The organism is Kitasatospora sp. NPDC058190 (genome assembly GCF_042883685.1).
Classification (GTDB): Bacteria; Actinomycetota; Actinomycetes; order Streptomycetales; family Streptomycetaceae; genus Kitasatospora.
On sequence record NZ_JBHVVI010000145.1, the window covers coordinates 1 to 20,832 of the forward strand.

The 20,832-nt window shown below is 73.8% G+C and carries 24 protein-coding genes; 12 read left to right on the forward strand and 12 right to left on the reverse strand.

Going from position 1 to position 20,832, the window contains the following annotated elements; all coding sequences use genetic code 11:
• The 3 genes from ACFVWU_RS39085 to ACFVWU_RS39095 all read left to right on the forward strand — a co-directional run.
• Positions 1–550: ATP-binding cassette domain-containing protein (locus tag ACFVWU_RS39085; protein ID WP_387630089.1), on the forward strand; the 550-nt coding region annotated here is incomplete at its 5' end.
• 94 nt (positions 551–644) lie between these two features.
• Positions 645–1,328, forward strand: a complete 684-nt coding sequence (locus ACFVWU_RS39090; protein ID WP_387630092.1) for a nitroreductase family protein — start codon at positions 645–647, stop codon at positions 1,326–1,328.
• 103 nt (positions 1,329–1,431) lie between these two features.
• A complete protein-coding gene (locus tag ACFVWU_RS39095) occupies positions 1,432–2,022 on the forward strand; it encodes a GNAT family N-acetyltransferase (protein WP_387630095.1) in 591 nt (196 codons plus the stop codon).
• Between the two features lie 72 nt (positions 2,023–2,094).
• Here the strand turns inward: ACFVWU_RS39095 and ACFVWU_RS39100 are convergent, their stop codons facing one another.
• The gene (locus ACFVWU_RS39100; protein WP_387630096.1) at positions 2,095–3,054 is read right to left on the reverse strand and encodes an aldo/keto reductase; all 960 of its coding nucleotides are present in this window, start codon (positions 3,052–3,054) and stop codon (positions 2,095–2,097) included.
• A gap of 71 nt (positions 3,055–3,125) precedes the next feature.
• Positions 3,126–3,764, reverse strand: a complete 639-nt coding sequence (locus tag ACFVWU_RS39105) for a GDSL-type esterase/lipase family protein (RefSeq protein WP_387630099.1) — start codon at positions 3,762–3,764, stop codon at positions 3,126–3,128.
• Positions 3,765–4,057: 293 nt separating this feature from the next.
• Between ACFVWU_RS39105 and ACFVWU_RS39110 the strand changes: the two genes are divergently transcribed.
• Positions 4,058–4,654, forward strand: a complete 597-nt coding sequence (locus tag ACFVWU_RS39110) for a choice-of-anchor C family protein (protein ID WP_387630102.1) — start codon at positions 4,058–4,060, stop codon at positions 4,652–4,654.
• A 54-nt stretch (positions 4,655–4,708) separates the two neighbouring features.
• On the opposite strand, the gene ACFVWU_RS39115 is transcribed toward ACFVWU_RS39110, so the two are convergent.
• Entirely contained in the window at positions 4,709–5,662 is a 954-nt protein-coding gene (locus ACFVWU_RS39115; protein ID WP_387630104.1) for a LysR family transcriptional regulator, read from the reverse strand.
• A 122-nt stretch (positions 5,663–5,784) separates the two neighbouring features.
• Here ACFVWU_RS39115 and ACFVWU_RS39120 point away from each other — a divergent pair, with 122 nt between their 5' ends.
• The 5 genes from ACFVWU_RS39120 (at position 5,785) to ACFVWU_RS39140 (ending at position 11,360) form a co-directional block, all read left to right on the forward strand.
• A complete protein-coding gene (locus tag ACFVWU_RS39120) occupies positions 5,785–6,663 on the forward strand; it encodes an NAD-dependent epimerase/dehydratase family protein (protein WP_387630106.1) in 879 nt (292 codons plus the stop codon).
• Positions 6,660–7,592, forward strand: coding sequence for an aldo/keto reductase (locus ACFVWU_RS39125; protein WP_387630107.1), 933 nt, complete (start codon positions 6,660–6,662; stop codon positions 7,590–7,592). The genes ACFVWU_RS39120 and ACFVWU_RS39125 overlap by 4 nt, the downstream gene beginning before the upstream one ends.
• A 192-nt stretch (positions 7,593–7,784) precedes the next feature.
• A complete protein-coding gene (locus tag ACFVWU_RS39130; protein WP_387630109.1) occupies positions 7,785–9,299 on the forward strand; it encodes a carbohydrate binding domain-containing protein in 1,515 nt (504 codons plus the stop codon).
• Positions 9,300–9,462: 163 nt separating this feature from the next.
• Positions 9,463–9,864, forward strand: a complete 402-nt coding sequence (locus tag ACFVWU_RS39135) for a peptidase inhibitor family I36 protein (RefSeq protein WP_387630111.1) — start codon at positions 9,463–9,465, stop codon at positions 9,862–9,864.
• A gap of 86 nt (positions 9,865–9,950) precedes the next feature.
• A complete protein-coding gene (locus ACFVWU_RS39140) occupies positions 9,951–11,360 on the forward strand; it encodes an SDR family oxidoreductase (protein ID WP_387630113.1) in 1,410 nt (469 codons plus the stop codon).
• A gap of 150 nt (positions 11,361–11,510) precedes the next feature.
• On the opposite strand, the gene ACFVWU_RS39145 is transcribed toward ACFVWU_RS39140, so the two are convergent.
• Positions 11,511–12,254, reverse strand: a complete 744-nt coding sequence (locus ACFVWU_RS39145; RefSeq protein WP_387630116.1) for an SDR family oxidoreductase — start codon at positions 12,252–12,254, stop codon at positions 11,511–11,513.
• A gap of 114 nt (positions 12,255–12,368) precedes the next feature.
• Here ACFVWU_RS39145 and ACFVWU_RS39150 point away from each other — a divergent pair, with 114 nt between their 5' ends.
• The gene (locus ACFVWU_RS39150; RefSeq protein ID WP_387630119.1) at positions 12,369–12,998 is read left to right on the forward strand and encodes a TetR/AcrR family transcriptional regulator C-terminal ligand-binding domain-containing protein; all 630 of its coding nucleotides are present in this window, start codon (positions 12,369–12,371) and stop codon (positions 12,996–12,998) included.
• Between the two features lie 16 nt (positions 12,999–13,014).
• Here the strand turns inward: ACFVWU_RS39150 and ACFVWU_RS39155 are convergent, their stop codons facing one another.
• Positions 13,015–13,605 carry a TetR/AcrR family transcriptional regulator gene (locus ACFVWU_RS39155; protein WP_387630122.1) on the reverse strand — a complete coding sequence of 197 codons (591 nt, stop codon included), beginning with the start codon at positions 13,603–13,605 and terminating at the stop codon, positions 13,015–13,017.
• 120 nt (positions 13,606–13,725) lie between these two features.
• Here ACFVWU_RS39155 and ACFVWU_RS39160 point away from each other — a divergent pair, with 120 nt between their 5' ends.
• On the forward strand, positions 13,726–14,745 hold the full coding sequence (locus tag ACFVWU_RS39160; protein WP_387630124.1) for a hypothetical protein: 1,020 nt from the start codon (positions 13,726–13,728) through the stop codon (positions 14,743–14,745).
• 81 nt (positions 14,746–14,826) lie between these two features.
• On the opposite strand, the gene ACFVWU_RS39165 is transcribed toward ACFVWU_RS39160, so the two are convergent.
• The 3 genes from ACFVWU_RS39165 to def form a co-directional block, all read right to left on the reverse strand.
• A complete protein-coding gene (locus ACFVWU_RS39165) occupies positions 14,827–15,351 on the reverse strand; it encodes a hypothetical protein (protein WP_387630127.1) in 525 nt (174 codons plus the stop codon).
• A gap of 74 nt (positions 15,352–15,425) precedes the next feature.
• Complete coding sequence (locus ACFVWU_RS39170; protein ID WP_387630130.1) at positions 15,426–16,070, reverse strand: class I SAM-dependent methyltransferase; 645 nt, start codon at positions 16,068–16,070, stop codon at positions 15,426–15,428.
• The gene (gene def, locus ACFVWU_RS39175; RefSeq protein WP_387630133.1) at positions 16,067–16,726 is read right to left on the reverse strand and encodes a peptide deformylase; all 660 of its coding nucleotides are present in this window, start codon (positions 16,724–16,726) and stop codon (positions 16,067–16,069) included. The genes ACFVWU_RS39170 and def overlap by 4 nt, the downstream gene beginning before the upstream one ends.
• Positions 16,727–16,796: 70 nt before the next feature.
• Here def and ACFVWU_RS39180 point away from each other — a divergent pair, with 70 nt between their 5' ends.
• Complete coding sequence (locus tag ACFVWU_RS39180; protein WP_387630136.1) at positions 16,797–17,345, forward strand: ArsR/SmtB family transcription factor; 549 nt, start codon at positions 16,797–16,799, stop codon at positions 17,343–17,345.
• A gap of 16 nt (positions 17,346–17,361) precedes the next feature.
• Here the strand turns inward: ACFVWU_RS39180 and ACFVWU_RS39185 are convergent, their stop codons facing one another.
• The 4 genes from ACFVWU_RS39185 to ACFVWU_RS39200 form a co-directional block, all read right to left on the reverse strand.
• Complete coding sequence (locus ACFVWU_RS39185) at positions 17,362–17,898, reverse strand: hypothetical protein (protein ID WP_387630139.1); 537 nt, start codon at positions 17,896–17,898, stop codon at positions 17,362–17,364.
• Positions 17,899–18,129: 231 nt separating this feature from the next.
• Positions 18,130–19,065, reverse strand: coding sequence for a hydroxymethylbilane synthase (hemC, locus tag ACFVWU_RS39190; RefSeq protein WP_387630141.1), 936 nt, complete (start codon positions 19,063–19,065; stop codon positions 18,130–18,132).
• A gap of 46 nt (positions 19,066–19,111) precedes the next feature.
• A complete protein-coding gene (locus ACFVWU_RS39195; RefSeq protein ID WP_387630144.1) occupies positions 19,112–20,302 on the reverse strand; it encodes a hypothetical protein in 1,191 nt (396 codons plus the stop codon).
• A gap of 136 nt (positions 20,303–20,438) precedes the next feature.
• Positions 20,439–20,832, reverse strand: a 394-nt coding sequence (locus tag ACFVWU_RS39200) for an ABC transporter permease (protein ID WP_387630147.1), incomplete at its 5' end; no start/stop codon positions are given.

The window sequence follows — 20,832 nt, forward strand, 5'->3', positions numbered from 1 at the left end:
CCTGCAGATCGACTGGGCCGACCGGGTCGCCATCACCGGCGCCAACGGCGCGGGCAAGTCCACGCTGCTGGCGGCCCTGCTCGGCCGGCTGGAACTCGACGGCGGCAGCGCCGTACTGGGCTCGGGCGTGGTGGTCGGCGAGGTGGACCAGGCGCGCGGGCACATCTTTAAGAACAAGCACAGCCTGGGCGGCGAGCCGCTGGCGGAGGCCTTCGCGGCCGCCGTACCGGAGCTCACGCCGGAGGAGGTGCGCACCCTGCTGGCCAAGTTCGGGCTCAAGGCCGTGCACGTGCTGCGCCCGGCCGCCACCCTCTCCCCCGGTGAGCGCACCCGGGCCGCGCTGGCGCTGCTCCAGGCGCGCGGGGTCAACCTGCTGGTGCTGGACGAGCCCACCAACCACCTGGACCTGCCGGCGATCGAGCAGCTGGAGTCCGCGCTCGGCTCGTACACCGGCACCCTGCTGCTCGTCACCCACGACCGGCGGATGCTGGACACCGTGGCGGTGAACCGGCGGATCGAGGTCCGGGACGGGCGGGTGCACGAGCTCTAGCCATCCCGGACCGGCCCCGGACCGACCCCGGACCGGTCTCCGGATTGGTCTCGACCTCTTCCCGGAGCGACCGTCATGTGCTGTGCTGTCGACCATGGTTGACAGCACAGGCAGTGCGACGGCCGGGACGCCGTACCCGAGCGTCCCGCTCACCCCGATGGCGGTGCCGGCCCACGAGGCCGAGGCCCGCGGCAGGGCCTTCCACGACGTGATGGCGCGGCGCCGGACCGTCCGCGACTACTCCACCCGCCCGATCCCGGACGGGGTGGTGGAGTGGGCGGTCCGCACCGCGAGCACCGCGCCCAGTGGCGCGCACGTCCAGCCCTGGCGGTTCGTGGTGATCACCGACCCGGAGCGCAAACGGCGGCTGCGCGAGGCGGCCGAGGCCGAGGAGCGCGAGTTCTACGACCACCGGGCCTCGGCGGAGTGGCTGGCCGCGCTGGCGCCGATCGGCACCGACTGGCGGAAGCCCTTCCTCGAGGACGCGCCGGCCGTGATCGTGGTGTTCGAGGTGCACAAGGGGCCGCAGTCGCCGCGGCCGTACTACACCAAGGAGTCGGTGGGGATCGCGGTCGGGCTGCTGCTGGCCTCGCTGCACCAGGCCGGGCTGGCCACGCTGACCCACACCCCGAGCCCGATGCGGTTCCTCAACGAGGTGTGCGACCGCCCGGCGGAGGAGCGGGCCGCCTATGTGATCCCGGTCGGCTACCCCGCCGAGGGGGCGCGCGTGCCGGATCTGCGACGCAAGGAGCTCGACGAGGTGCTGGTCCGGCTCTAGGGCCCGTCTGACGCGCCGGGGTGGCGCCGGGTGCGCCCCCCGCCGCGCCGCGGCCGCCGGTTCCGGATGGTGACAGGTCCGGGCCAAGGACATAATCGCCGCCATGAGCCAAGCCCAGCCACGGTCCTGTGACCCCCCGGAGGTCACCACCGGGCGGCCCCCCGAGCTGCTGCGGCTGCCCGGCGGCCTCCGGCTGCACCGCCGCCGCAGCACCCACGCGGCGGCACTGAACAAGGCCGTCCGCGCCAACCTGGACCATCTGCGGCCCTGGATGGACTGGGCGGCCGAGGCCCCCACCCGGGCACGGACCACCGAGCTGACCCGGGCCGGCACCGCCGCCTGGGAGGCCGGGACCGACTTCATGTACCTGGCCGAGCTGGACGCCGAACCCGGCCGGGTGGTCGGCGCCCTCGGGCTGCACGGGCGGATCGGCCCGGGCGCGCTGGAGATCGGCTACTGGGTCGCCGCCCGGCACGTCGGCCGCGGCATCGCCACCGCCGGGGCGGGGGCGCTGACCGAGGCCGCCCTGGCACTGCCCGGGATCGCACGGGTGGAGATCCGCTGCGACCAGGCGAACCGCGCCAGCGCGGCCGTCCCGCGCAAGCTCGGCTACCGGCTGGACCGGGTCGCCGAGGCCACCGTCCGGGCTCCCGGGGAGACCGGGCGGCAGCTGGTGTGGGTCATGGAGCGCTGACCGTACGAGCCGAGCGGGCCGACCGGGCCGACCGGGCCGAGCACCGGACCCGGCAGGCGTGGCGCCGGAGCGTCAGGCGTAGCGCCCGCCCTCCGCGGCCGGCAGCGCGTCCAGCTCGGCCAGGTCGGCCGCCGAGAGCTCGACCCCGGCCGCCGCCACGTTGTCCACCAGGTAGCGCGGCGTCTTGGTGCCCGGGATCGGGAAGACATACCGGCCCTGGGCCAGCACCCAGGCCAGCGCGGTCTGCGCGGGGGTGGCGCCGATCCGCTCGGCGATCTCCCTGACCTTGGCGACCAGCGCCAGGTTGGCCTTCAGCGCGTCCTGCTGGAAGCGCGGCAGCCGGCGGCGGAAGTCGTCCTCGGGCAGCTCGTCGAAGGAGGCGATGCTGCCGGTCAGGAACCCGCGGCCGAGCGGCGAGTAGGGCAGGAAGGCGATGCCCTGCTGCTCGGTGTACGGCAGCACGTCGTCCAGCACGTCCCGGGTCCACAGCGACAGCTCGGACTGCACCGAGGCCACCGGGTGCACCGACTGGGCCCGCTTGATCTCCTCGACCGTCACCTCGGAGAGGCCGATCCGGCGCGCCTTGCCGGCCTGGACGGTCTCGGCGAGCGCGCCCCAGGTCTCCTCGATCGGGACGTTCGGGTCGACCCGGTGCAGCTGGTAGAGGTCGACGTGGTCGGTGCCCAGGCGGCGCAGGCTGTCGTCGATCGAGCGGCGCACGTGCTCGGGGCTGCCGTCGCGGGCGCCCGACCCGCCGATCTGACCGGGGACGATGCCCACCTTGGTGGCCAGGAAGGCGCGCTCGCGGTGCGGGCCGGCCAGCGCGGCACCGACCAGCTCCTCGTTGGTGAAGGGGCCGTACATGTCGGCGGTGTCGATCAGGGTGACACCGAGGTCCAGCGCCTGGCGGATCACCCCGACCGACTTCTCGTCGTCGCGGTTCTGCACGTCGTAGGCGAAGGTCATCCCCATGCAGCCGAGGCCGATGACGCCGACCTCAGGGCCGTCGCTGCCGAACGAGGCTTTGCGCATGCCAGTGCTCCGATCCGATGTCCGTGGGTTGGATCAACCCGTCCAGCTTTCACCTTCGAGTGCGCTCAAGGTCAAGTCCGACGCGGAGTTGGCTTGATCCAGTCCCCGAACCCGCCGAAGAGCACCAGCTCCGCGAGCCGCGCGTAGCCGCCCGCGCCCGGGTGGGCGCCGTCCGCCGCCCCGGCCTCGGCCGTCCAGGTCGGGTCCTCGGCCAGTGCCTCGGTGACGTCGACGAACGGGACGCCGGAGGAGGCGCAGAGTTCGGCCATCGCGGGGACGAGCCGCAGCAGCCGCGCCAGGTGGTCCGGGCCCAGACCAATCACCGGGGGCGGGCCGACCACCAGGGCGGCGATGCCGCGCTCGTGGGCGCCGTCGAGCAGGGCGGCGAGGTTGGCCAGGGTGTCCGGATGCGCGACCCGGGGCGCGCCGCCTTCCGTCACGGCGTCGTTGGCGCCGAAGGAGAGCACCAGCCGGTGGTCGGCCCCGGGCAGGGTGCGGGCCTCGACCTCCGCCCAGCAGCGCTGCCGCACCTGCGCCGAGGTCTGGCGGCGGACGCCGAGGTTGAAGGCGGTGGCGTGCGGCGCGGCGGCCTGGAGCACCCGGCCGATCCAGCCGCGGAACTCCGGGTCGCCGAGGCCCTGGACGAAGGAGTCGCCGAGGAAGCAGATCCGTGGGCCGTCGAAGGGATCGCCCGGCGTTCGTATGGTCATCAGGCCACCGTAGGGGTGTGAGCGGGGCGTGCGCCTCCGCTTTCACCACCGGGCCCGGGGACCGGGCGGTCGGCCAGGAGGGTTCGCCCCCGGACGAAAGGGCATTCGCCCCCGGACGGTCCGCCGAGCCTGCGGCAACCGCCCGTGCGGCAAACCGGCGCGTAGGAGCCCGCCCCCACGCGCCCTGCACCACCGGGCGCCGCCCGTCCGGTCTTGGCAGAGCGCTCCAGGACGGTCGACTCTCTGTGCACAGCCGATCATCTCGGCCTTTCACCACGGAAGTTGGGGTACAAATGTCGCTCTCGCGCACCCGCGTCGCCGCCCTCGCCCTGTTCGTCGCCGCCGGCACCGCGCTGGCCGCCCCGGCGCAGGCGGCCGGCGGCCACCGCGCCCTCAGCCACTTCGACGACGGCAGCTTCGAGTCCCCCAAGGTCGCCGCGAACAGCTTCAGCGAGCCGGTCGCCGGCCAGAACATCGGCCCCTGGCAGGTCACCAGCGGCACCGTCGACCTGATCGGCGCCGGCTTCTGGCAGGCCGCCGAGGGCGACCAGTCCCTCGATCTCAACGGCGCCGGCCCCGGCGCCGTCGCCCAGACCTTCACCACCGTCCCCGGCGCCACGTACTCGGTGACCTACGCCCTGGCCGGCAACCCCGACGGCGGAATCGCCCTGCGCACCGGCCGGGCGCTCATCGACGGACAGGACTTCCAGGACTTCTCCTTCGACGTCACCGGCAAGACCAGGACCGCGATGGGCTACGTGGGCCGGCAGTTCAACTTCGTCGCGCAGAACTCCGCCACCACGCTGACCTTCGAGAGCACCGTCGGGGGCGTGTACGGGCCGGTGCTGGACAACGTGCAGGTGAAGGAGTGCAAGCCCTGCTGCGGCTGATCCCGAGCCGTTGACGTCCTGCCCTTGACCTCCCGGGCGGAGGCGGACGGCGCCTCACCTCGGCGCCTCCGCCTCCGCCCTCGGCTCCGTCTCCGTCTCCGTCTCCGCGACCAGCCGGGACGCCAACTCCTCGGCCAGGCGGGCGGCGTGGCCGCGCCGACGGCGGGCCAGGGCCAGGCCCAGATGGCGCCGGGGGCCGGGCTCGGCGAGCGGGAGGGCGACCAGGTCCGGGTGCCGGGTCAGGCCGATCTCCGGGATCAGGGCGATCCCGATGCCGGCCCGGACGAGCGACTGGGCGAAGTCGTAGTCCGTCGCGGTGCAGGAGATCCGCAATTCGACGCCGACCAGGGCGGCGTGGCGGGCGAGCTGGCCGGCGGACTTGTGGCAGCCCAGGATCCAGCGCTGGTCGGCGAGTTCGGCCAGGTGCGGGGGCTCGGGCCGGGCCCGGTAGCGGGCCGCGGCCGGGTGGCGGCGCGGCAGGACGACCCGCAGCGGGTCCTCGCCCAGCGCCGTCCAGTCCAGGCCGGAGCGGTCGCCGGACCGGGCGGGCGGCGGGCCGTCGAGGTGGTAGGCGAGGGCGAGGTCGGCCCGGCCCTCGCGGACGGCGGGCAGACTCTCCTCGGGTTCCGCCTCCAGGATCGTCAGCTCCACCTCCGGGTGGTCGGCGACGAATCCGGCCAGGGCGGAGGGCAGCAGCCGTCGGCCGCCGCTGGCGAAGGCGGCGACGGTCAGGGCGGTGCGCACGGCGGTCAGCTTCTCGATCCGCTGCTGGGTGTCGGCCAGTTCGGCGGCGATCGCGTCGGCCGCCTCCACCAGCAGCCGCCCCGCGTCGGTGAGCGTGACGCCGCGCGTGGAGCGCTCGACCGCGGGCGCGCCGAGGCCGCGCTCCAGTGCGGCGATCTGCTGCGAGACCGCCGAGGGTGTGCAGTGCAGTGCCACGGCCGCCCGGTTGAAGCTGCCGCAGCGGGCGACTTCCCGCAGGACCGCGAGCCGCTGAACGTCGATCAACAGTTCTCCTAATGATGGGGCGTCCACATCGACACTACTGCTGTCGAGCCGGGCCGGGCAGGCTGATCACCGAGAACGGACAGCACCGGACCAGGGAGGGATCGCGAGCAGTGGACGTGTGCGTGATCGGAGGCAGCCGCTACTTCGGGAGACGGCTGATCGAGGACCTGCGGGACGCGGGCGCGACGGTGACCGTCGTCAACCGCGGCTCGACCCCCGCACCCCGGGGCGTGACCCACCTGCGCGCCGACCGCGACGACGAGAGCGCGCTGCACGCGGCCCTCGCCGACCGGCGCTTCGACACCGTCGTCGACCAGGTCTGCTACACGCCCGTCCAAGCGGCCGTCGCCGCCCGGGTCTTCGCCGACCGCACCCCGCGCTACCTGCTGACCTCCACGGTCGAGGTCTACGCCCACCTCGGCCGCCCCGGCGGGCCGCCCCTCGCGGAGGAAGCGGTCGACCTGTCGGCCCAGCCGGTGGACCTGCGACTCCCCTGGGCGGACCCGGCGTTCCAGGAGTCCCACTACGGCGAGGGCAAGCGCCAGGCGGAGGCCCTGCTCACCCGGCAGGCGCCCTTCGACGTCGCCACCGTGCGCACCGCGCACGTCCTCGGCGGCGCCGACTTCACCGGACGGCTGGCGCACCACGTGGAGCGGATCGAGCGCGGCCTGCCGGTGGCCGTCCACCCCGCGCCGCAGAACGCCTCCTTCATCCACGAGACGGAGATCGCCCGGTTCCTGGGCTGGGCCGCGACGGCCGACTTCACCGGGGCCGTCAACGCGGCCTCCCACGGAACGCTGGACGTACGCGAGTTGTGCGCGGCGATCGGCCGCGAGCTGGGCACCGAGCCGGTGCTGACGGAAGGGGTCGGTGAGCCGCTCTCACCGTTCTCCTTCGACCGCTGCTACGCGATGGACACCGGCCGGGCGGCCCGCCTCGGCTTCCGCTTCTCCCCGATCACCGACTGGCTCCCCCAGGCCGTCAAGGAGGCCCGGCGATGACGCCCGCTCCCGCATTGCCCTGCGCCACCCAGGCCATCGACGCCACCCGCGCCACCCGCGCCATCGGCGGCGTCACGGTGAGCGCGGTCGGCCTCGGCGCGATGCCGCTGTCCGTCGAGGGCCGCCCCGACCAGGACCAGGCCGTCCGCACCATCCACGCCGCCCTCGAAGCGGGCGTGACGCTGATCGACACCGCCGACAGCTACCACTGGCACGCCGGTGAACTCGGCCACAACGAACGCCTCATCGCCCGCGCGCTCGCCGCCCACGGCAGCGGCACGGACGAGGTGCTGGTCGCCACCAAGGGCGGTCGGGGCCGCCCCGGCGACGGCAGGTGGACCGTCAACGGCGACCCCCGCCACCTGCACCGCGCCGCCGAGGCCTCGGCGCAGCGGCTCGGCGTGGCGGCCATCGGCCTCTACCAGCTCCACAAGCCGGACCCGGCCGTCCCCTTCACCGACTCCGTCGGCGCGCTGCGCGACCTCGCGGACGCCGGCACCATCCGGATGGTCGGCCTCTCCAACGTGGACTGCGAGCAGATCCGCACCGCCCGGGAGATCCTCGGCCCGCGCCTGGTCTCGGTGCAGAACCGCTTCTCCCCCGCTCACCCCGCCACCCGCGACACCCTCGACCTGTGCACCGAACTCGGCCTGGCCTTCCTGCCCTGGAGCCCGCTCGGCGGGATCTCTCCCAGCGCCGTCGACGACCCGGGCACCGGCGCCCCGGCCTCGGACACGCCCTTCCACACCGTCGCCCGCGCCCACGGCGTCAGCCCGCAGCGGGTCTGCCTCGCCTGGCACCTGGCGCAGTCCCCCGCCGTCGTCCCGATCCCGGGCGCACGCCGCCCGGCCTCCATCCGCGACTCGGCCGCGGCGGGGCAACTCACCCTCTCGGCACAGGAGCTGGCGCAACTGTCCCACCGTCCTTAAACCCGCCCTAAAACCTGCCCTCGGTGGGCTTTCGAACGTCGGGAAGTGCTTGACGTGCACAGCTGGTCTAGTCCAGTTTGATCCTCAGCACCGCGCTCCTCCCCCGCACCGCGCCAGCCCCCACGCTGCCGCCCGCCCCGCGTCTGCCCACCTTCGCGGCGCGGGCGGCCCACCGTCCCGAGAGGCACCCCCATGCCCAGCGCGCTCCAGCACGCCCGCACGCACCGCCGGTCAGCCGGCCGGACCAAACTGCTGAGCCTCACCGCCGCCACCGTGCTCGCCGCCGGCGGCCTGGCCGCCCTCGCCGGGAACGCCGGCGCCGCCGACGGCGACCTCCTCGCCAACGCCGGGTTCGAGAGCGGCGCGCTCGACCCGTGGAGCTGTTCCGGCGGGACCGGAAGCGTCGTCAACTCCGGTGCGCACAGCGGGAACTACACGCTCAAGGGGGCGGCGAGCGCGAGCGACACCGCGCAGTGCTCCCAGACCGTGAGCGTCCAACCCGGCACCACGTACAACCTCGGCGCCTGGGTGCAGGGGCAGTACGTCTACCTCGGCGTGACCGGCAGTGGCATCACCGACCCGGCCACCTGGACCGTCGGCGGCCCCAACTGGCAGCAGCTGTCGACCAGTTTCACCACCGGCCCGAGCACCACCAGCGTCACCGTCTACCTGCACGGCTGGTACGGGCAGGGCGCCTACCTGGCCGACGACATCACCCTCACCGGCCCCGGCGGCGGCAACCCCAGCACCCCGCCGACCACCGGCACGCCCACCGGCACTCCCACGGGCACACCCACCGGCGGCCCGGGCACCCCGCCGCCGAACGTCCCGCTGCCGGTCGCCCCGTACATCGACATGGGCGCCTGGCCCACCCCGGCCATGCCCGACATGGCCAAGGCCGGCGGCGTCAAGGGCTACACCATGGGCTTCGTCACCGGCGTCGGCTGCAAGGCCAGCTGGTTCAACGCCCACGACCCGCGCACCGGTTGGGCCAAGGACCAGGTCGACGCGCTGCGCGCGGCCGGCGGCGACGTCAAGCTCTCGTTCGGCGGCGCCAGCGGCACTGAACTCGCCGCCGCCTGCGGCTCGGTGGACTCGCTGTTCGCCGAGTACGACGCGGTCGTCAACGCCTACAACCTGCGCTACGTCGACTACGACATCGAGGGCGCGGCGATCGCCGACACCGCCTCCAACGACCGCCGCTCCGCCGCGCTCGCCAAGCTCCAGCAGGCCCACCCCGGCCTCAAGGTCTCGCTCACCCTTCCCGTCCTGCCCGAGGGCCTGACCAGCGAGGGCGTCGCGATCGTCAAGTCCGCCCGCGACGCCGGGGTCGACCTCGACCTGGTCAACATCATGGCGATGGACTACTACCGCTCCGGCACCGACTACGGCAACGCCGCCGTCCAGGCCGCGCAGTCGCTCTTCGGCCAGCTCAAGGCGCTCTACCCGGCGAAGACCGACGCCCGGCTGTGGGCCATGGTCGGGGTCACCCCGATGATCGGCGAGAACGACGACCACCAGATCTACAACCAGGCCGCCGCCCAGCAGTTGGTGACCTTCGCCCAGCAGAACCACCTCGGCCTGCTGGCCTTCTGGGACGCCACCCGCGACGCCAACGCCTGCACCGGCGGCTCGCTGTCGAAGTGCACCAACATCCCGCAGCAGCCGTACGAGTTCGCCAAGATCTTCAGCCAGTACGCGGGCTGATCCCGGTCTCCGAGGTGCCGGTGGGTCGGGGGCCGCCGGCACCTCGGCGCGTCCTCCCGCATGTCCGAAACCCGCGCGTGGCGCCGTCCGTTCGTCCGGAAACCACCTAGCATGCGGTGATGCCGACAGCACTGTCGGTCACCGCCTCATGTTGGGAGCCCCCGTGCGCCACCGCCTGCTCCGCGTCGCCCTCGCCTGCTCCGCCGCCCTCGGCCTCGCCGCCGCGACCGCCCCCGCCGTCCACGCCGACCCGGCGGCACCCGCGGCCGCCCGCTGCCCCAAGGGCCACCTCTGCCTCTTCGAGGGCCCGCACCAGACCGGCCGCATCCTGCTCGACGAGGACGCCCACATCACGAAGGACGGCTTCCAGCTGCGCGAGCTGGACGACATCGAGCCGCCGATCTTCCCGCGCTCCGCCGTCAACCCACTGCCGGACGACTTCGGCTGCATCATCCGCCTGAACGACCAGCCCCACTTCGGCGGGGACGAGCAGGAGCTCGTCGGCTTCGGCAAGCACGAGCTCGACGGCCGCCGGGTCGCCTCGCTGACGTCCGACTGCGGCTGAGCAGGCCGAGCCCGGAGAAATTGACATCCCATCGTCCCGGACCGTCGATTACAGTCCGTCCCACTTGTACGACAAAGGGGGCGGACATGACGGTCCGGGACGACCACGACCAGCTCGACACGATCTTTCCGACCGGCGACGCCGCCTGCGCCGCGGGCCTCACCCCCGAGGAACTCGCCGCGTTCAGCCGCACCCTCGGCCGGCTGCGCGCACTCCCCTCCCACGACCGCACCCGACTGCACGCCGAGCGCCAGCTCGGCTCCTTCGTCATGGAGAGCCGCAAGCGCCGCCGCCAGGAGGCCAAGCAGGCCGTCCGGCAGGCCGACGCCGAGCTGCTCGCCACCACCGCCACCGGCAACCGGCACCGCCGCGAGGACGCGCCGCTCGCCCCGGCCACGGGAGGGCAGGTCGGCGAGCTGCAGATCCCGCGCCGCTGCTACGTCTGCAAACAGACCTACCGCCAGGTCGACGGCTTTTACCACATGCTCTGCCTGGACTGCGCAGCCGACAACACCGCCCGTCGCTCCCTCAGCACCGACCTGCGCGGGCGCCGCGCGCTGCTCACCGGTGGACGGGTGAAGATCGGCTTCCAACTCGCGCTGATGCTGCTACGGGACGGCGCCGAGCTGATCACCACCAGCCGCTTCCCGCAGGACACCGTCCGTCGCTTCCGCGCCGCCGAGGGCAGCGAGCAGTGGTGGGAGCGGCTGACCGTGGTCGGCATCGACCTCCGCGACCCGCGCCAGGTCCTGGGGCTGACCGAGGAGTTGCGGGCGGACGGCCGCCCGCTGGACATCCTGGTCAACAACGCCGCGCAGACCCTGCGCCGTCCGCCGCAGTCGTACGCCCTGCTGGCGGCGGGCGAGTCCACCGCACTGCCCGCGGCCGACCGCCGGGCGATCACCCACGCCCCCGGCTTCCGGCCGCTCTCCGGCGCCGCCGCCCAACTTCCGGCGGGCGCCGGGTCCTTGCTGGACTTCACCGACGAGGCCGGACTGCTGCCCGACCTCGCACCCGCCAACTCCTGGTCCGCCACGCTCGGTTCGCTCGACCCGGCGGAGATGCTGGAGACCCAGCTGGTCAACGCCCTGGCCCCGGCCCTGCTCTGCGACCGGCTGCTGCCACTGCTGCTCGCATCCCCGCGCCCCGCCCGCTACATCGTCAACGTCACGGCGGTGGAGGGCCGGTTCGCGGTCCGCAACAAGACCGCGCGCCACCCGCACACCAACATGGCCAAGGCCGCGCTCAACATGCTCACCCGCACCAGCGCGGCCGAACTCGCCACCCGGGGCGTGCACATGTGCGCCGTCGACACCGGCTGGATCACCGACGAGAACCCGGCTCCGAAGAAGACCCGGATCGCCGCCCAGGGCTTCCGCACCCCGCTGGACATCGTGGACGGCGCGGCCCGGGTGTACGACCCGATCGTGCGCGGCGAATCGGGGCACCCGGTGTCGGGGGTGTTCCTGAAGGACTACCGGGTGGCGGAGTGGTGACGGGCCGGGCGTAGCGGAACGGCAGGAGCACAGCAGAAGGCTCGACGCCAGGACGTCCACCACCACGACGAACAGTTCACCACAACGGCCCGGCCCGGGAATCGCTCCCGGGCCGGGCCGTGCGGTGTGCTCAGGCGTGCTCAGGTGCACTCAGCGGCCGGTGGGCAGGTTGGCCCCGCCGGTGCAATCGAGGACGATGCCGGTGACGAAGGTGTTCGCCGCGAGCATGTGGATCGCCCGGGCGACGTCCTCGGGGCGGCCGACCCGGCCGACCGGGGTGGTGGCGGCGAGGCCGTCGAAGAGCGCGGTGCGCTGCTCGGCGGGGACGCGGTCCCACCACGGGGTGTCGACGACGCCGGGCGAGACGGCGTTGACCCGCAGCGGGGCGAGTTCGACGGCCAGCGGCGGGACCATCGCCTCCAGGGCGCCGTTGATGGCGGCCAGACCGGCGGTGCCGGGGATGGCGGCGCGGGCGGAGGCGGCGGTGATCAGGGTGACCGAGCCGTCCTCACGCAGGTGCGGCAGCGCCGACTGCAGGACCTGGACCTGCGGCCAGAACTTGGCGTCGAAGCCGGTGGCGAGGTCGGCCAGGTCGAGCTGGGCGAACGGCCCGCTGCCGGCCGCACCGCTGACCGCGACCACCAGGTGGTCGACGGTGCCGAGTTCGGCGAAGAAGGCCGCGATGGCGGCCGGGTCGGTCGCGTCCACCTGCTGACCGGTGGTCTTGCCGCCGATCCGGGCAACGGCGGCGTCCAGCTTCCCGCGGTCGCGGCCGGTGATCACGACCTCGGCGCCGTCCGCCGCGAAGGCGGTGGCGGCCGCCTCGCCGATGCCGGAGCTGCCGCCCATCACGACGACGCGCTGTCCGGCGAAGAGGTTCGATGCAGTGCTCATGGTGCTGGGCCCTTCCGGCTTGGTCGAGTTCTTGTCGAGACCGCTGGTTCCGACAATGATGCTTGCCGAGACTGATAGTCTTGTCAAGCGAGGCGGGAAGAAAGGGACACCACGATGAGCGAGACCAACCCCCGAGCCGAGCAGAGCCCGTCCGCGCGCCCGCACACCGGCCGCCGCCGCAACGAGGCCGCCCACCGCGCGATCCTGGACGCCGCGCTGCTCCTGCTCGCCGAGTCCGACGGCACGCCCGTCACCGTCGACGCGATCGCCCGCACGGCGGGCGTCGGCAAGCAGACCGTCTACCGCTGGTGGCCCTCCAAGGGCGCCGTCCTGCTCGACGCCCTCACCGACCGCGCCGACCAGGACGTCCCCGGCCCGGACACCGGCGCCCTGCGCACCGACCTGCGCGCCTTCATCGCCGACACCTTCGACGCCGCCCAGCGCGGCACCACCGCCTCCGCGCTGCGCACCCTCACCCGCGAGGCCGCCCGCGACCCGCACCTGGCCGAGCTGATGCAGAGCTTCACCGCGACCCGCCGGACCGAGCTGCGCGAGCTCCTCTCCCGGGGGCGAGAGCGCGGCGAACTGGCCGGGGACGCCGACCTGGACCTGATCGTGGACCAGGTCTACGGGGTGTTCTGGTACCGCTTCCTGCTCGGGCACGGCCCGTTGGACGGCGCCGTCGCCGAGCGGCTGGCCGACTCCCTGGTCGCCGGGAACGCCACCGGGAACGCCAAGGTCTAGCCGGGAACAGCGAGGTCTAGCCGAGCGCGCTCCGCCGCCGCACCAGCGGCAGGTAGACCTCGTCCACGATCTCCACCAGGACGTCGTCGGGGGCGGTCGGCACACCGCGCACGACGAACTCGTTGCGCAGCAACACGATCGCCACCGTCGCCACCCTCGGGTGCAGCGCCTCCGGCGCCGCCTCGCCGCGGGCGACGGCGCGGCCCAGCACGGTGAGCCAGGGCGCGGCCGCCGCGTCGCCGGACTGGTCCTGCAGCTGCGCCAGGACCTCCGCCGCACCGCCCGCCGCGGCCAGCAGGTCGCGCAGCACCCCGCCGAGCGGGGAGCTCCAGTGCCGGTTCGCCTGGCGCAGCAACTCCAGGACGTCGCCGCGCAGTTCACCCGTGTCGGGGAGCGGCGCGGCCTTGGCGAGCTGCTTGTAGGCGGCGATGCCGAGGGAGATGCGGTTCGGCCAACGGCGGTAGATCGCGTTCTTGTTGGTGCCCGCGCGGGCGGCGACCTTGTCCATGGTCAGCCCGGCGAACCCGGACTCGGCGAGCTCCGCGACCGCCGCCTGGAGGATCGCCTCCTCCAGCGCCGCCCCGCGCCGCCGCGTCTGCCCGGCCATGCCCACGCTCCGCCCTCGCTGTCGCCCGTACCGCCCCATCCTTCTTGCCAGCCCGAGCCAACGGCAACTACGGTACTTGTCGTACCGTAAGCTCTCTACTCGCCAGGAAGGCACAAGACCATGCGTGCCAAGGGAATCAGCTACGACACCGGCTTCCTCAGGGACGGTGCGTACTCACGCAAGCGGTTAGACCCGGAGACGGTCGAGCGGGAGCTGCGGATCATCCGCGACGAGCTGCACTGCACCGCCGTCCGGATCATGGGCGGGGACGCGGACCGGATCGAGCTCGCCGCCGGGTACGCGGCCGACCTCGGCCTGGAGGTCTGGTTCTCCCCGTACCCGCTGGAGCTGACCGGCGAGGAGATGCTGCGGCTGTTCGCCGACTGCGCCGGGCGGGCGGAACGGCTGCGGCGGCGCGGGACCGAGGTGGTGTTCGTGGCCGGCGCCGAGCTCAGCCTCATGAACCCGGGCTTCCTGCCCGGCGACACCACGGATGAGCGGGTCGCCCTGCTCGCCCGGCCGGAGGCGGTTCGGGAGCACATCAGCGCGGTGAGCGGCAAGGTCAACGCCTTCCTCCGCACGGCCGTGGCCGCCGTCCGCGAACACTTCGAGGGCCCGGTCACCTACGCCGCCGTCCCACTGGAGCGTGTCGACTGGACGCCCTTCGACATCGTCTCCCTCGACCTCTACCGCTCCGCCGAGACCGCCGACCGCTTCGCCGACGGCGTCCGCGACCTGACGGTCCAGGGCAAGCCCGTCGCCATCACCGAGTTCGGCTCCGCCACCTACCGCGGCGCGGGCGACCGGGGCGCGCTCGGCCTGGAGATCGTCGAGTACGGCCCCGACGGACCGGTGCGCCTCAACGGCAGCCACCAGCGCGACGAGCCCGGCCAGGCCGGGTACCTGCGCGAGCTGCTGGAGGCCTTCGACGCCGGCGGGATCGACGCCGCCTTCGTCTTCACCTTCGCGCTCTACGACTTCGCCCACCGCCCGGACGGCGACCCGCGCGCCGACCTCGACCTGGCCAGCTACGGCATCGTCAAGGTCTACGAGGACCGCCCGGGCAGCAGGTTCCCCGGACTCCCCTGGGACCCGAAGGAGGCCTTCACCGCGGTCGGCGAGTACTTCCGGACGCACTGACACCGACACCGTCGGAAGCCTGACACCCACGAATGCGCAGGAAGTCGGCGGCTCCGACTTCCTGCGCGCGCTGGAGGAGGCTCATGCGGTGCGGGTGCGGCGGCGGTAGTACGCGATGCCCAGCACGATGGTGATCGGGCCCCAGAGCATCGCCGGGCCGACGCAGACCCGGTACAGGGCCTCCCACCACCCGTTGCTGAACCCGACCTCGTCGAACACGCCGATCCAGGCGAGCGGCTGGAGCCCGAACAGTCCGAACAGCACCAGCCCGCCCAGCACCGTCGCGACGAGCGGCCCGCGCGGCGGCACCCGGCGCCCCCGCAGGAACGGCACCCAGCGCGGGAACACCTCGCCCCAGCCGCTGACCAGCCCCAGGGTGAGCAGCGCCAGAGACTCGGTGATCAGGCTCAGCGCGAACACGTACGGGGTGGCCCACCAGACGAAGGGCGGGCGGTTCGGGTCGACCGTGCCCATCTGGAAGTCGAACGCGAACGGCAGCCGCCACAGGCAGTGCGGCAGGACGACGAGCGGCAGGGCCTTGGCGAGGCGCAGGGCCCAACGGGGGACGGGGCGTTCGGTGTCACCGACCTGGATGTTCTTCAGCATGGGTCCACCCTCGCCGAGTCCAGCCCGCCCCTGCCTCGACCGCACGGCCGAACCGTTTCCCCCTGCGGAGCCAGTTACGCATACGCCAGCAGGCTGACGTACCCCCGGTCCGGACGCTCCGGCCGGGCCTGCTCCAGCCGGGTGGTGACGGTGAACCCGGCCCCGGCCAGCAGCTCGACCAGCCGGTCGGCCGGGAGGAGGTACGAGGCGTACGACACCGGGTGCCCGTACGCCGAGTCCGGCCGCGACTGCTCGTCCCCGGTGTGCCCGCCCAGCAGCAGGTGACCGCCGGGGGCGAGCACCCGGTGGAACTCCGCGAACAGCGCGGGCAGGTGCTCCGGCGGGGTGTGGTGCACCGAGTACCAGGCGAGGATGCCGCCGAGCGAGCCGTCGGCGAGGTCCAGGGCGGCCATCGCTCCGCGCTGGAAGCGGAGTTCGGGGTACGAGCGGCGGGCGAGCGCGACCATCTCCCCCGACACGTCCACCCCGAAGGCCGGCAGGCCCAGCGCCGCCAGGTGGGCGGTCACCCTGCCCGGCCCGCAGCCGAGGTCGGCCACCGGCGCCGCAGCGGGTGCGCCCCGTACCAGCTCCGCGAAGGCGGCGAGCATCGCCCGGGAGAGCGGGTCCATCCCGGACGGCGGGACGACGATCCGGACGTAGTCGGCGGCGACGGTGTCGTAGGAACTGCGGACGGCGGCCAGGAACCCGGGCTCGCTCACGAGGACGGCTCCAGTGCCACCGGGTCCAGCCGGCGGCAGCGGCAGGAGGCGTCGCAGAACTCGACCGCGCCACGCCAGTCGAGCCGCTCGGCGACCTTGTCGCGCTGCGCGAACACCTTCTCCCGCCGCCGCTCCATCTGCCGCAGGACGTCCTTGCGGTCGCGCTTGGAGAGCCGGTCCACGTACAGCTGCCCGTCGAGGTGGTCCGTCTCGTGCTGGAGACAGCGGGCGAAGTAGCCGGTGGCCTCGATGGTGCGGGCCCGGCCGTGCCGGTCGTAGCCGTGCACCACGGCCCGGGCCGGGCGCGCGAGCCCGGTGTTCGCGCCGGGGACGGACAGGCAGCCCTCCTGGTCCTCGATCAGCGGGCGCCCGGGGGCCTGGGGCTCGACCACCGGGTTGAGCAGGTGGCCGGTGTGGCGGACGCCGTCGTCGTCGGGGCAGTCGTAGACGAACAGGCGCAGGTCCACGTCCACCTGGTTGGCGGCGAGCCCGCAGCCGTCGGCGACGTACATGGTCGCGAACATCGAGTCGATCAGCCCGGCCAACTCCGGTCTGCCGAAGTCCTGTTCGGTGGCGGGTCGGCAGGGGCCGTGCAGGATCGGCTCCCCCACCCCGGTGATCCGCAGGACGGTCGGACGGTCACTCCGGTCGGACATCGGCGCGCTCCTCGGACGGCTCCCGCATGACGACTTGTCAGCGACTTTGCAAAGTAGCAGACTTTGCAAAGTGACTGAAGAAGATATCCCCGCAGAAGACATCGCCACCCCCGCCGGCGCCCTGCCCGAGCACGCCGTCCGCACCGCCCTGCTGGACCTGCTCGCCGAACGCGGCACCCTCACCTCCACGGAGGCGGCCGCGCGGCTGGGGCACAGCTCCGGGCTGTGCTCGTTCCACCTGCGGCAGCTGGCCCGGTACGGGCTGATCGAGGAGGCGCCGACGACGGACGGCCGGGCCCGTCCATGGCGCCTCGCCCAGACCCCAGGGCAGCAACCCGCCGACGGGTTCGGCGAGCTCGCCCGCGGCCTGGAGGACGAGAGCTACCGGCGCTGGCTGGCCCGGCGCGCCGAGGCCCCGGCCGACTGGCAGCAGGACGAGGCGTTCAGCACCGTGGTCTACCTCACACCGGACGAGCTGACCGCCGTCGGCGAGGCCGTCCGCCGACTCCTCGCCCACTACCGCGGCCGCGAGGCCGACCCGGCCGCCCGCCCCGCCGACGCCCGACCGGTCGCCGCCGTCACCCGGCTCTTCCCGCTGCTCCCGAACGAACCGGCGTAACAGGCGCAACAGGCACTCACACCGAGCGCGCCCGGGCCCTGGCCACCGTGCGCGCCACCGGCCCGAGCGTCAGCCCCAGCGCCGCCCCCAGCACGACCCCCTGCAGCCCGTCCCAGACGTCCTGCACATCGCAGTCCCGCCCGATCACCGGCACCGCGTACTGCAGCGCCGACACCGCGAACGGCAGCACGGCGGCGCCCAGCAGCGCCACCACCGCCCGCCGCCTGGTCCCGGCCAGGGCGGCGGCGAAGCCCACCGGGGCGTAGGTCGCCAGCTTGAGCTCGATGTGCCGCACGTGCAGCAGTTCGTGCGGCGAGCGCGGCCGCCCGCCCCGCACCGTGCAGTGCCGCACGGCGTCCTCCGACAGCCGGAACGCCTCCGGCAACAGGGTCGCCACGACCACCCCGCCGAGTCCGAGCAGCAGCAGGAAGCCCACCACCCAGTGGGCCCGCAGCAGCCGCCCCACCGGCCGGTTCAGCAGAGCCGCCGGCACCAGCGAGAGCAGCAGCCCGGGCCAGAACATCGGCATCCCGCCGAGCACCACACTGATCACGCCTCAACGGACGCCCCGAACACCCGCTCGGTTCTCGCCCGCCGGGGCCGGAATCACTGCACGATCAGGTCGGTGGCGAGGTCCCAGTGCACGCACTTGACCGCGACCAGGCGCCCGCCGGGCGAGCGCCCCAGGTACACGATCCCCATCCCGCCACTGCCGAGCCGGGCCAGCAGCCGGTAGCGGAAAAGATCGCGACGGTAAAGCCTGGCCCCGGGGCGGGAAGCGGCCTCAGTGCGGGATCGAGGCGATCAGCTCCTGCGCCCCCTGCCGCTTGAGCGCCAGGGCCACCGAGGTGCCGAGGTCCTCCGGGCTGAGCACGCCCGCCCACTCGTGGGCGTCCAGCACTCGCTTGCCGTCCGGGGTGAAGACCCGGCCGCGCAGCGAGAGCCGGCCGTCCGGCTCGGCCTTGGCGTAGCCGGAGATCGGGCTGTTGCAGTGGCCCTGCAGCACGTGCAGGAACATCCGCTCGGCCGCGGCCTCGCGCCAGGTGTCGTGATGGCCGAGGCCGGTGACGGCCTCGATGGTCGCGATGTCGTCCTCGCGGCACTGCAGGACGAGGATGCCCGCGCCGATCGGCGGGCACATCTCCTCGACGCCGAGGACCTCGGTGATCCGCTCCGGCTCGCCGATCCGCTCCAGACCGGAGACGGCGAGCAGCAGCGCGTCCACGTCCCCCGCCGCCAGTTTGGCGAGCCGGCTGTTGGCGTTGCCGCGGATCGGGACGCACTCCAGGTGCGGGTGGGTGGCGGCGAGTTGGGCGATGCGGCGGACGGAGGAGGTGCCGATCCGGGTGCCGGGCGGGAGTTCGGCCAGGGTCAGGCCGCCGGGGTGGACCAGGGCGTCGCGGATGTCGTCGCGGCGCAGGTAGGCGGCGAAGACGGTGCCGGCGGGCAGCGGGCGGTCGGCGGGCACGTCCTTGAGGCAGTGCACGGCGACGTCGGCCTCCCCGGCGAGCAGCGCGGCGTCGACCTCCTTGGTGAACGCGCCCTTGCCGCCCAGCCGGGCGAGGTCGCCGGTCCAGCGGTCGCCGGAGGTGGTGACCGGCACCACCTCGGTGCGCAGTCCCGGGTGCAGGGCGGCGAGTTCGGTGCGGACCCGCTCGACCTGGGCGAGCGCCATGGGCGAGGAGCGGGAGACGATGCGGATCAGCTCAGCGGTGGCCATGGCGCGATGATAGGCGCTCCGCCGGTCACGGCTGACGCGGCATCAGCTACGTGGCGTACCGCCGGAGCACCGCCGCCTGCTGGACGTCCCGCATCAGCGGTCCGACCGCCCCGAGTGCCGTACCGGCCGCCACCAGCAGGCTCGCGCCGCTGAAGCCGTACCCGTCGGCCGCGCCGACGGCGGTCAGGGCGAGGGTGGGCAGCACGGCGACCAGGCCGGTGCCGAGCATCTCCACGACGGCGAGCCGTCCGCGCAGGTAGGCCAGGTACTCGGCGGTCTGCCGGCCTGCCCGGATGCCGGGGACGAACGCCCCGGTGCGCTTCAGCTCCTCGGCGTCGGTCGCCGCGGACCGCCCGGCCCGCACGGCCAGCCGGGCGCCTGCGGCGGCGAGCGCGAACAGCAGGGCGAGGTACGGCAGCCGGGGCAGCGGGAAGGGGGCGAGCAGCAGGGCGGCGGTCACCGCCGGGATGAACCCCCGGCGGCTGAGCACCAGCGGCAGGTAGCGCGTCTCCCCGCCGCCCGACCGCGCCCCGATCATGCGCCGCGCGTACTGGACCGGGAGGCGCCGCTCGCCCTGGCGCCCGGCGATGACCAGCGCGGTGGTCGCCAGCAGGGCGAGCAGCGCCGCCGCCAGCACCAGCGCGTAGGAACCGGGGCCGGACTCCCGCTCCACGGCCCACAGTTGGCCGGGCAGGACGGCCAGGACCTGGGCGAACAGCAGCACCGAGACCCCGTCACCGAACCCGCGCCGGCTCATCCACCGGGCGAGCCGCAGCACCGCCATCGCGCCGGCCGCGGTGCAGCCGGTGATCACGGCGACGGCGAGCGCGCCGTGCAGCCGCAGCACGCCGTCCCCGGCGGCCGCGCCCGGCAGCAGCCGGCCGGTGTCGGCGGCGAGCCCGAGGGCCAGGCCTCCGAGCAGGCCCAGGGCGAGGGTGGTACGGCCTTCGAGCAGCCGCATTCCGGCGCGGCTGCCGTCCAGTTGTTCGGGGCGCAGCGCCGCGAGCCGGGGGTGCAGCCGGGTGAGGACCAGGACGAGCGGGCGGGCGAGGAACACCAGCAGGACGCCGAACGGGAGCAGCGCCAGCCGGTACAGCCCGCCGCCGGTCACCAGGTCGACCAGGCCACGCAGTTGGTCGCCCGGCAGCGTACGGTCCACGACCCGGCGGAGGACCGCCGGGTCGACGCCGGGCAGCGGCAGACTCTGCCCGAGCCGGAACAGCACGACGCCACCCACCGTGGCGAGCGCCCGATGGCCCGGACGTGAACGGCCGGCGAACATTCGACTCCCCCGTTTCCCTTGACAGCAGCGGGAGTTGGGACGCGACGTACGGCCGGACGGTTCCCCGCCCGGCCGTACGTGGGCAAGAGCCTCACTCGTTGTGCAGCACCTCGGCGATCGGCAGCCGGGCCGCCGAGCGGGCCGGGACGAGGGCGCCGAGGACGGCGATCGCGACGCCCGCGAGGGCCAGGCCGATGAGCAGCGGGGCGCCCCAGACGTCGATCGTCTCCTCCGGGAAGTCGATGATCGCGACGTTCTCGATGAGCAGCCGGTGCGCCAGGATGCCGACCGGGATGCCGATGATCCCGCTGACCACCCCCTGCCAGGCCACCGAGGTGACCGTCATCGCGATGACCTGCCGGGGCGTCATCCCGATCGACTTCAGCATGCCGAGGTCGCGGCGGCGCTCACGGATGGTGAGCAGCAGGGTGTTGAAGACGCCGAGCGCGGCGACCACCGACAACAGGACGGAGAAGGTCGTACTG

Excerpts from the sequence above, each read along its gene's own strand:
- ACFVWU_RS39095 (WP_387630095.1), top strand. The coding sequence starts at position 1,432 with ATGAGCCAAGCCCAGCCACGGTCCTGTGACCCCCCGGAGGTCACCACC.
- ACFVWU_RS39125 (WP_387630107.1), top strand. The coding sequence starts at position 6,660 with ATGACGCCCGCTCCCGCATTGCCCTGCGCCACCCAGGCCATCGACGCC.
- ACFVWU_RS39145 (WP_387630116.1), bottom strand. The coding sequence starts at position 12,254 with ATGAGCACTGCATCGAACCTCTTCGCCGGACAGCGCGTCGTCGTGATG.
- ACFVWU_RS39165 (WP_387630127.1), bottom strand. The coding sequence starts at position 15,351 with ATGCTGAAGAACATCCAGGTCGGTGACACCGAACGCCCCGTCCCCCGT.
- ACFVWU_RS39150 (WP_387630119.1), top strand. The coding sequence starts at position 12,369 with ATGAGCGAGACCAACCCCCGAGCCGAGCAGAGCCCGTCCGCGCGCCCG.
- ACFVWU_RS39140 (WP_387630113.1), top strand. The coding sequence starts at position 9,951 with ATGACGGTCCGGGACGACCACGACCAGCTCGACACGATCTTTCCGACC.
- ACFVWU_RS39155 (WP_387630122.1), bottom strand. The coding sequence starts at position 13,605 with ATGGCCGGGCAGACGCGGCGGCGCGGGGCGGCGCTGGAGGAGGCGATC.
- ACFVWU_RS39090 (WP_387630092.1), top strand. The coding sequence starts at position 645 with ATGGTTGACAGCACAGGCAGTGCGACGGCCGGGACGCCGTACCCGAGC.
- ACFVWU_RS39100 (WP_387630096.1), bottom strand. The coding sequence starts at position 3,054 with ATGCGCAAAGCCTCGTTCGGCAGCGACGGCCCTGAGGTCGGCGTCATC.
- ACFVWU_RS39160 (WP_387630124.1), top strand. The coding sequence starts at position 13,726 with ATGCGTGCCAAGGGAATCAGCTACGACACCGGCTTCCTCAGGGACGGT.
- ACFVWU_RS39110 (WP_387630102.1), top strand. The coding sequence starts at position 4,058 with ATGTCGCTCTCGCGCACCCGCGTCGCCGCCCTCGCCCTGTTCGTCGCC.
- def (WP_387630133.1), bottom strand. The coding sequence starts at position 16,726 with ATGTCCGACCGGAGTGACCGTCCGACCGTCCTGCGGATCACCGGGGTG.
- ACFVWU_RS39130 (WP_387630109.1), top strand. The coding sequence starts at position 7,785 with ATGCCCAGCGCGCTCCAGCACGCCCGCACGCACCGCCGGTCAGCCGGC.
- ACFVWU_RS39105 (WP_387630099.1), bottom strand. The coding sequence starts at position 3,764 with ATGACCATACGAACGCCGGGCGATCCCTTCGACGGCCCACGGATCTGC.
- hemC (WP_387630141.1), bottom strand. The coding sequence starts at position 19,065 with ATGGCCACCGCTGAGCTGATCCGCATCGTCTCCCGCTCCTCGCCCATG.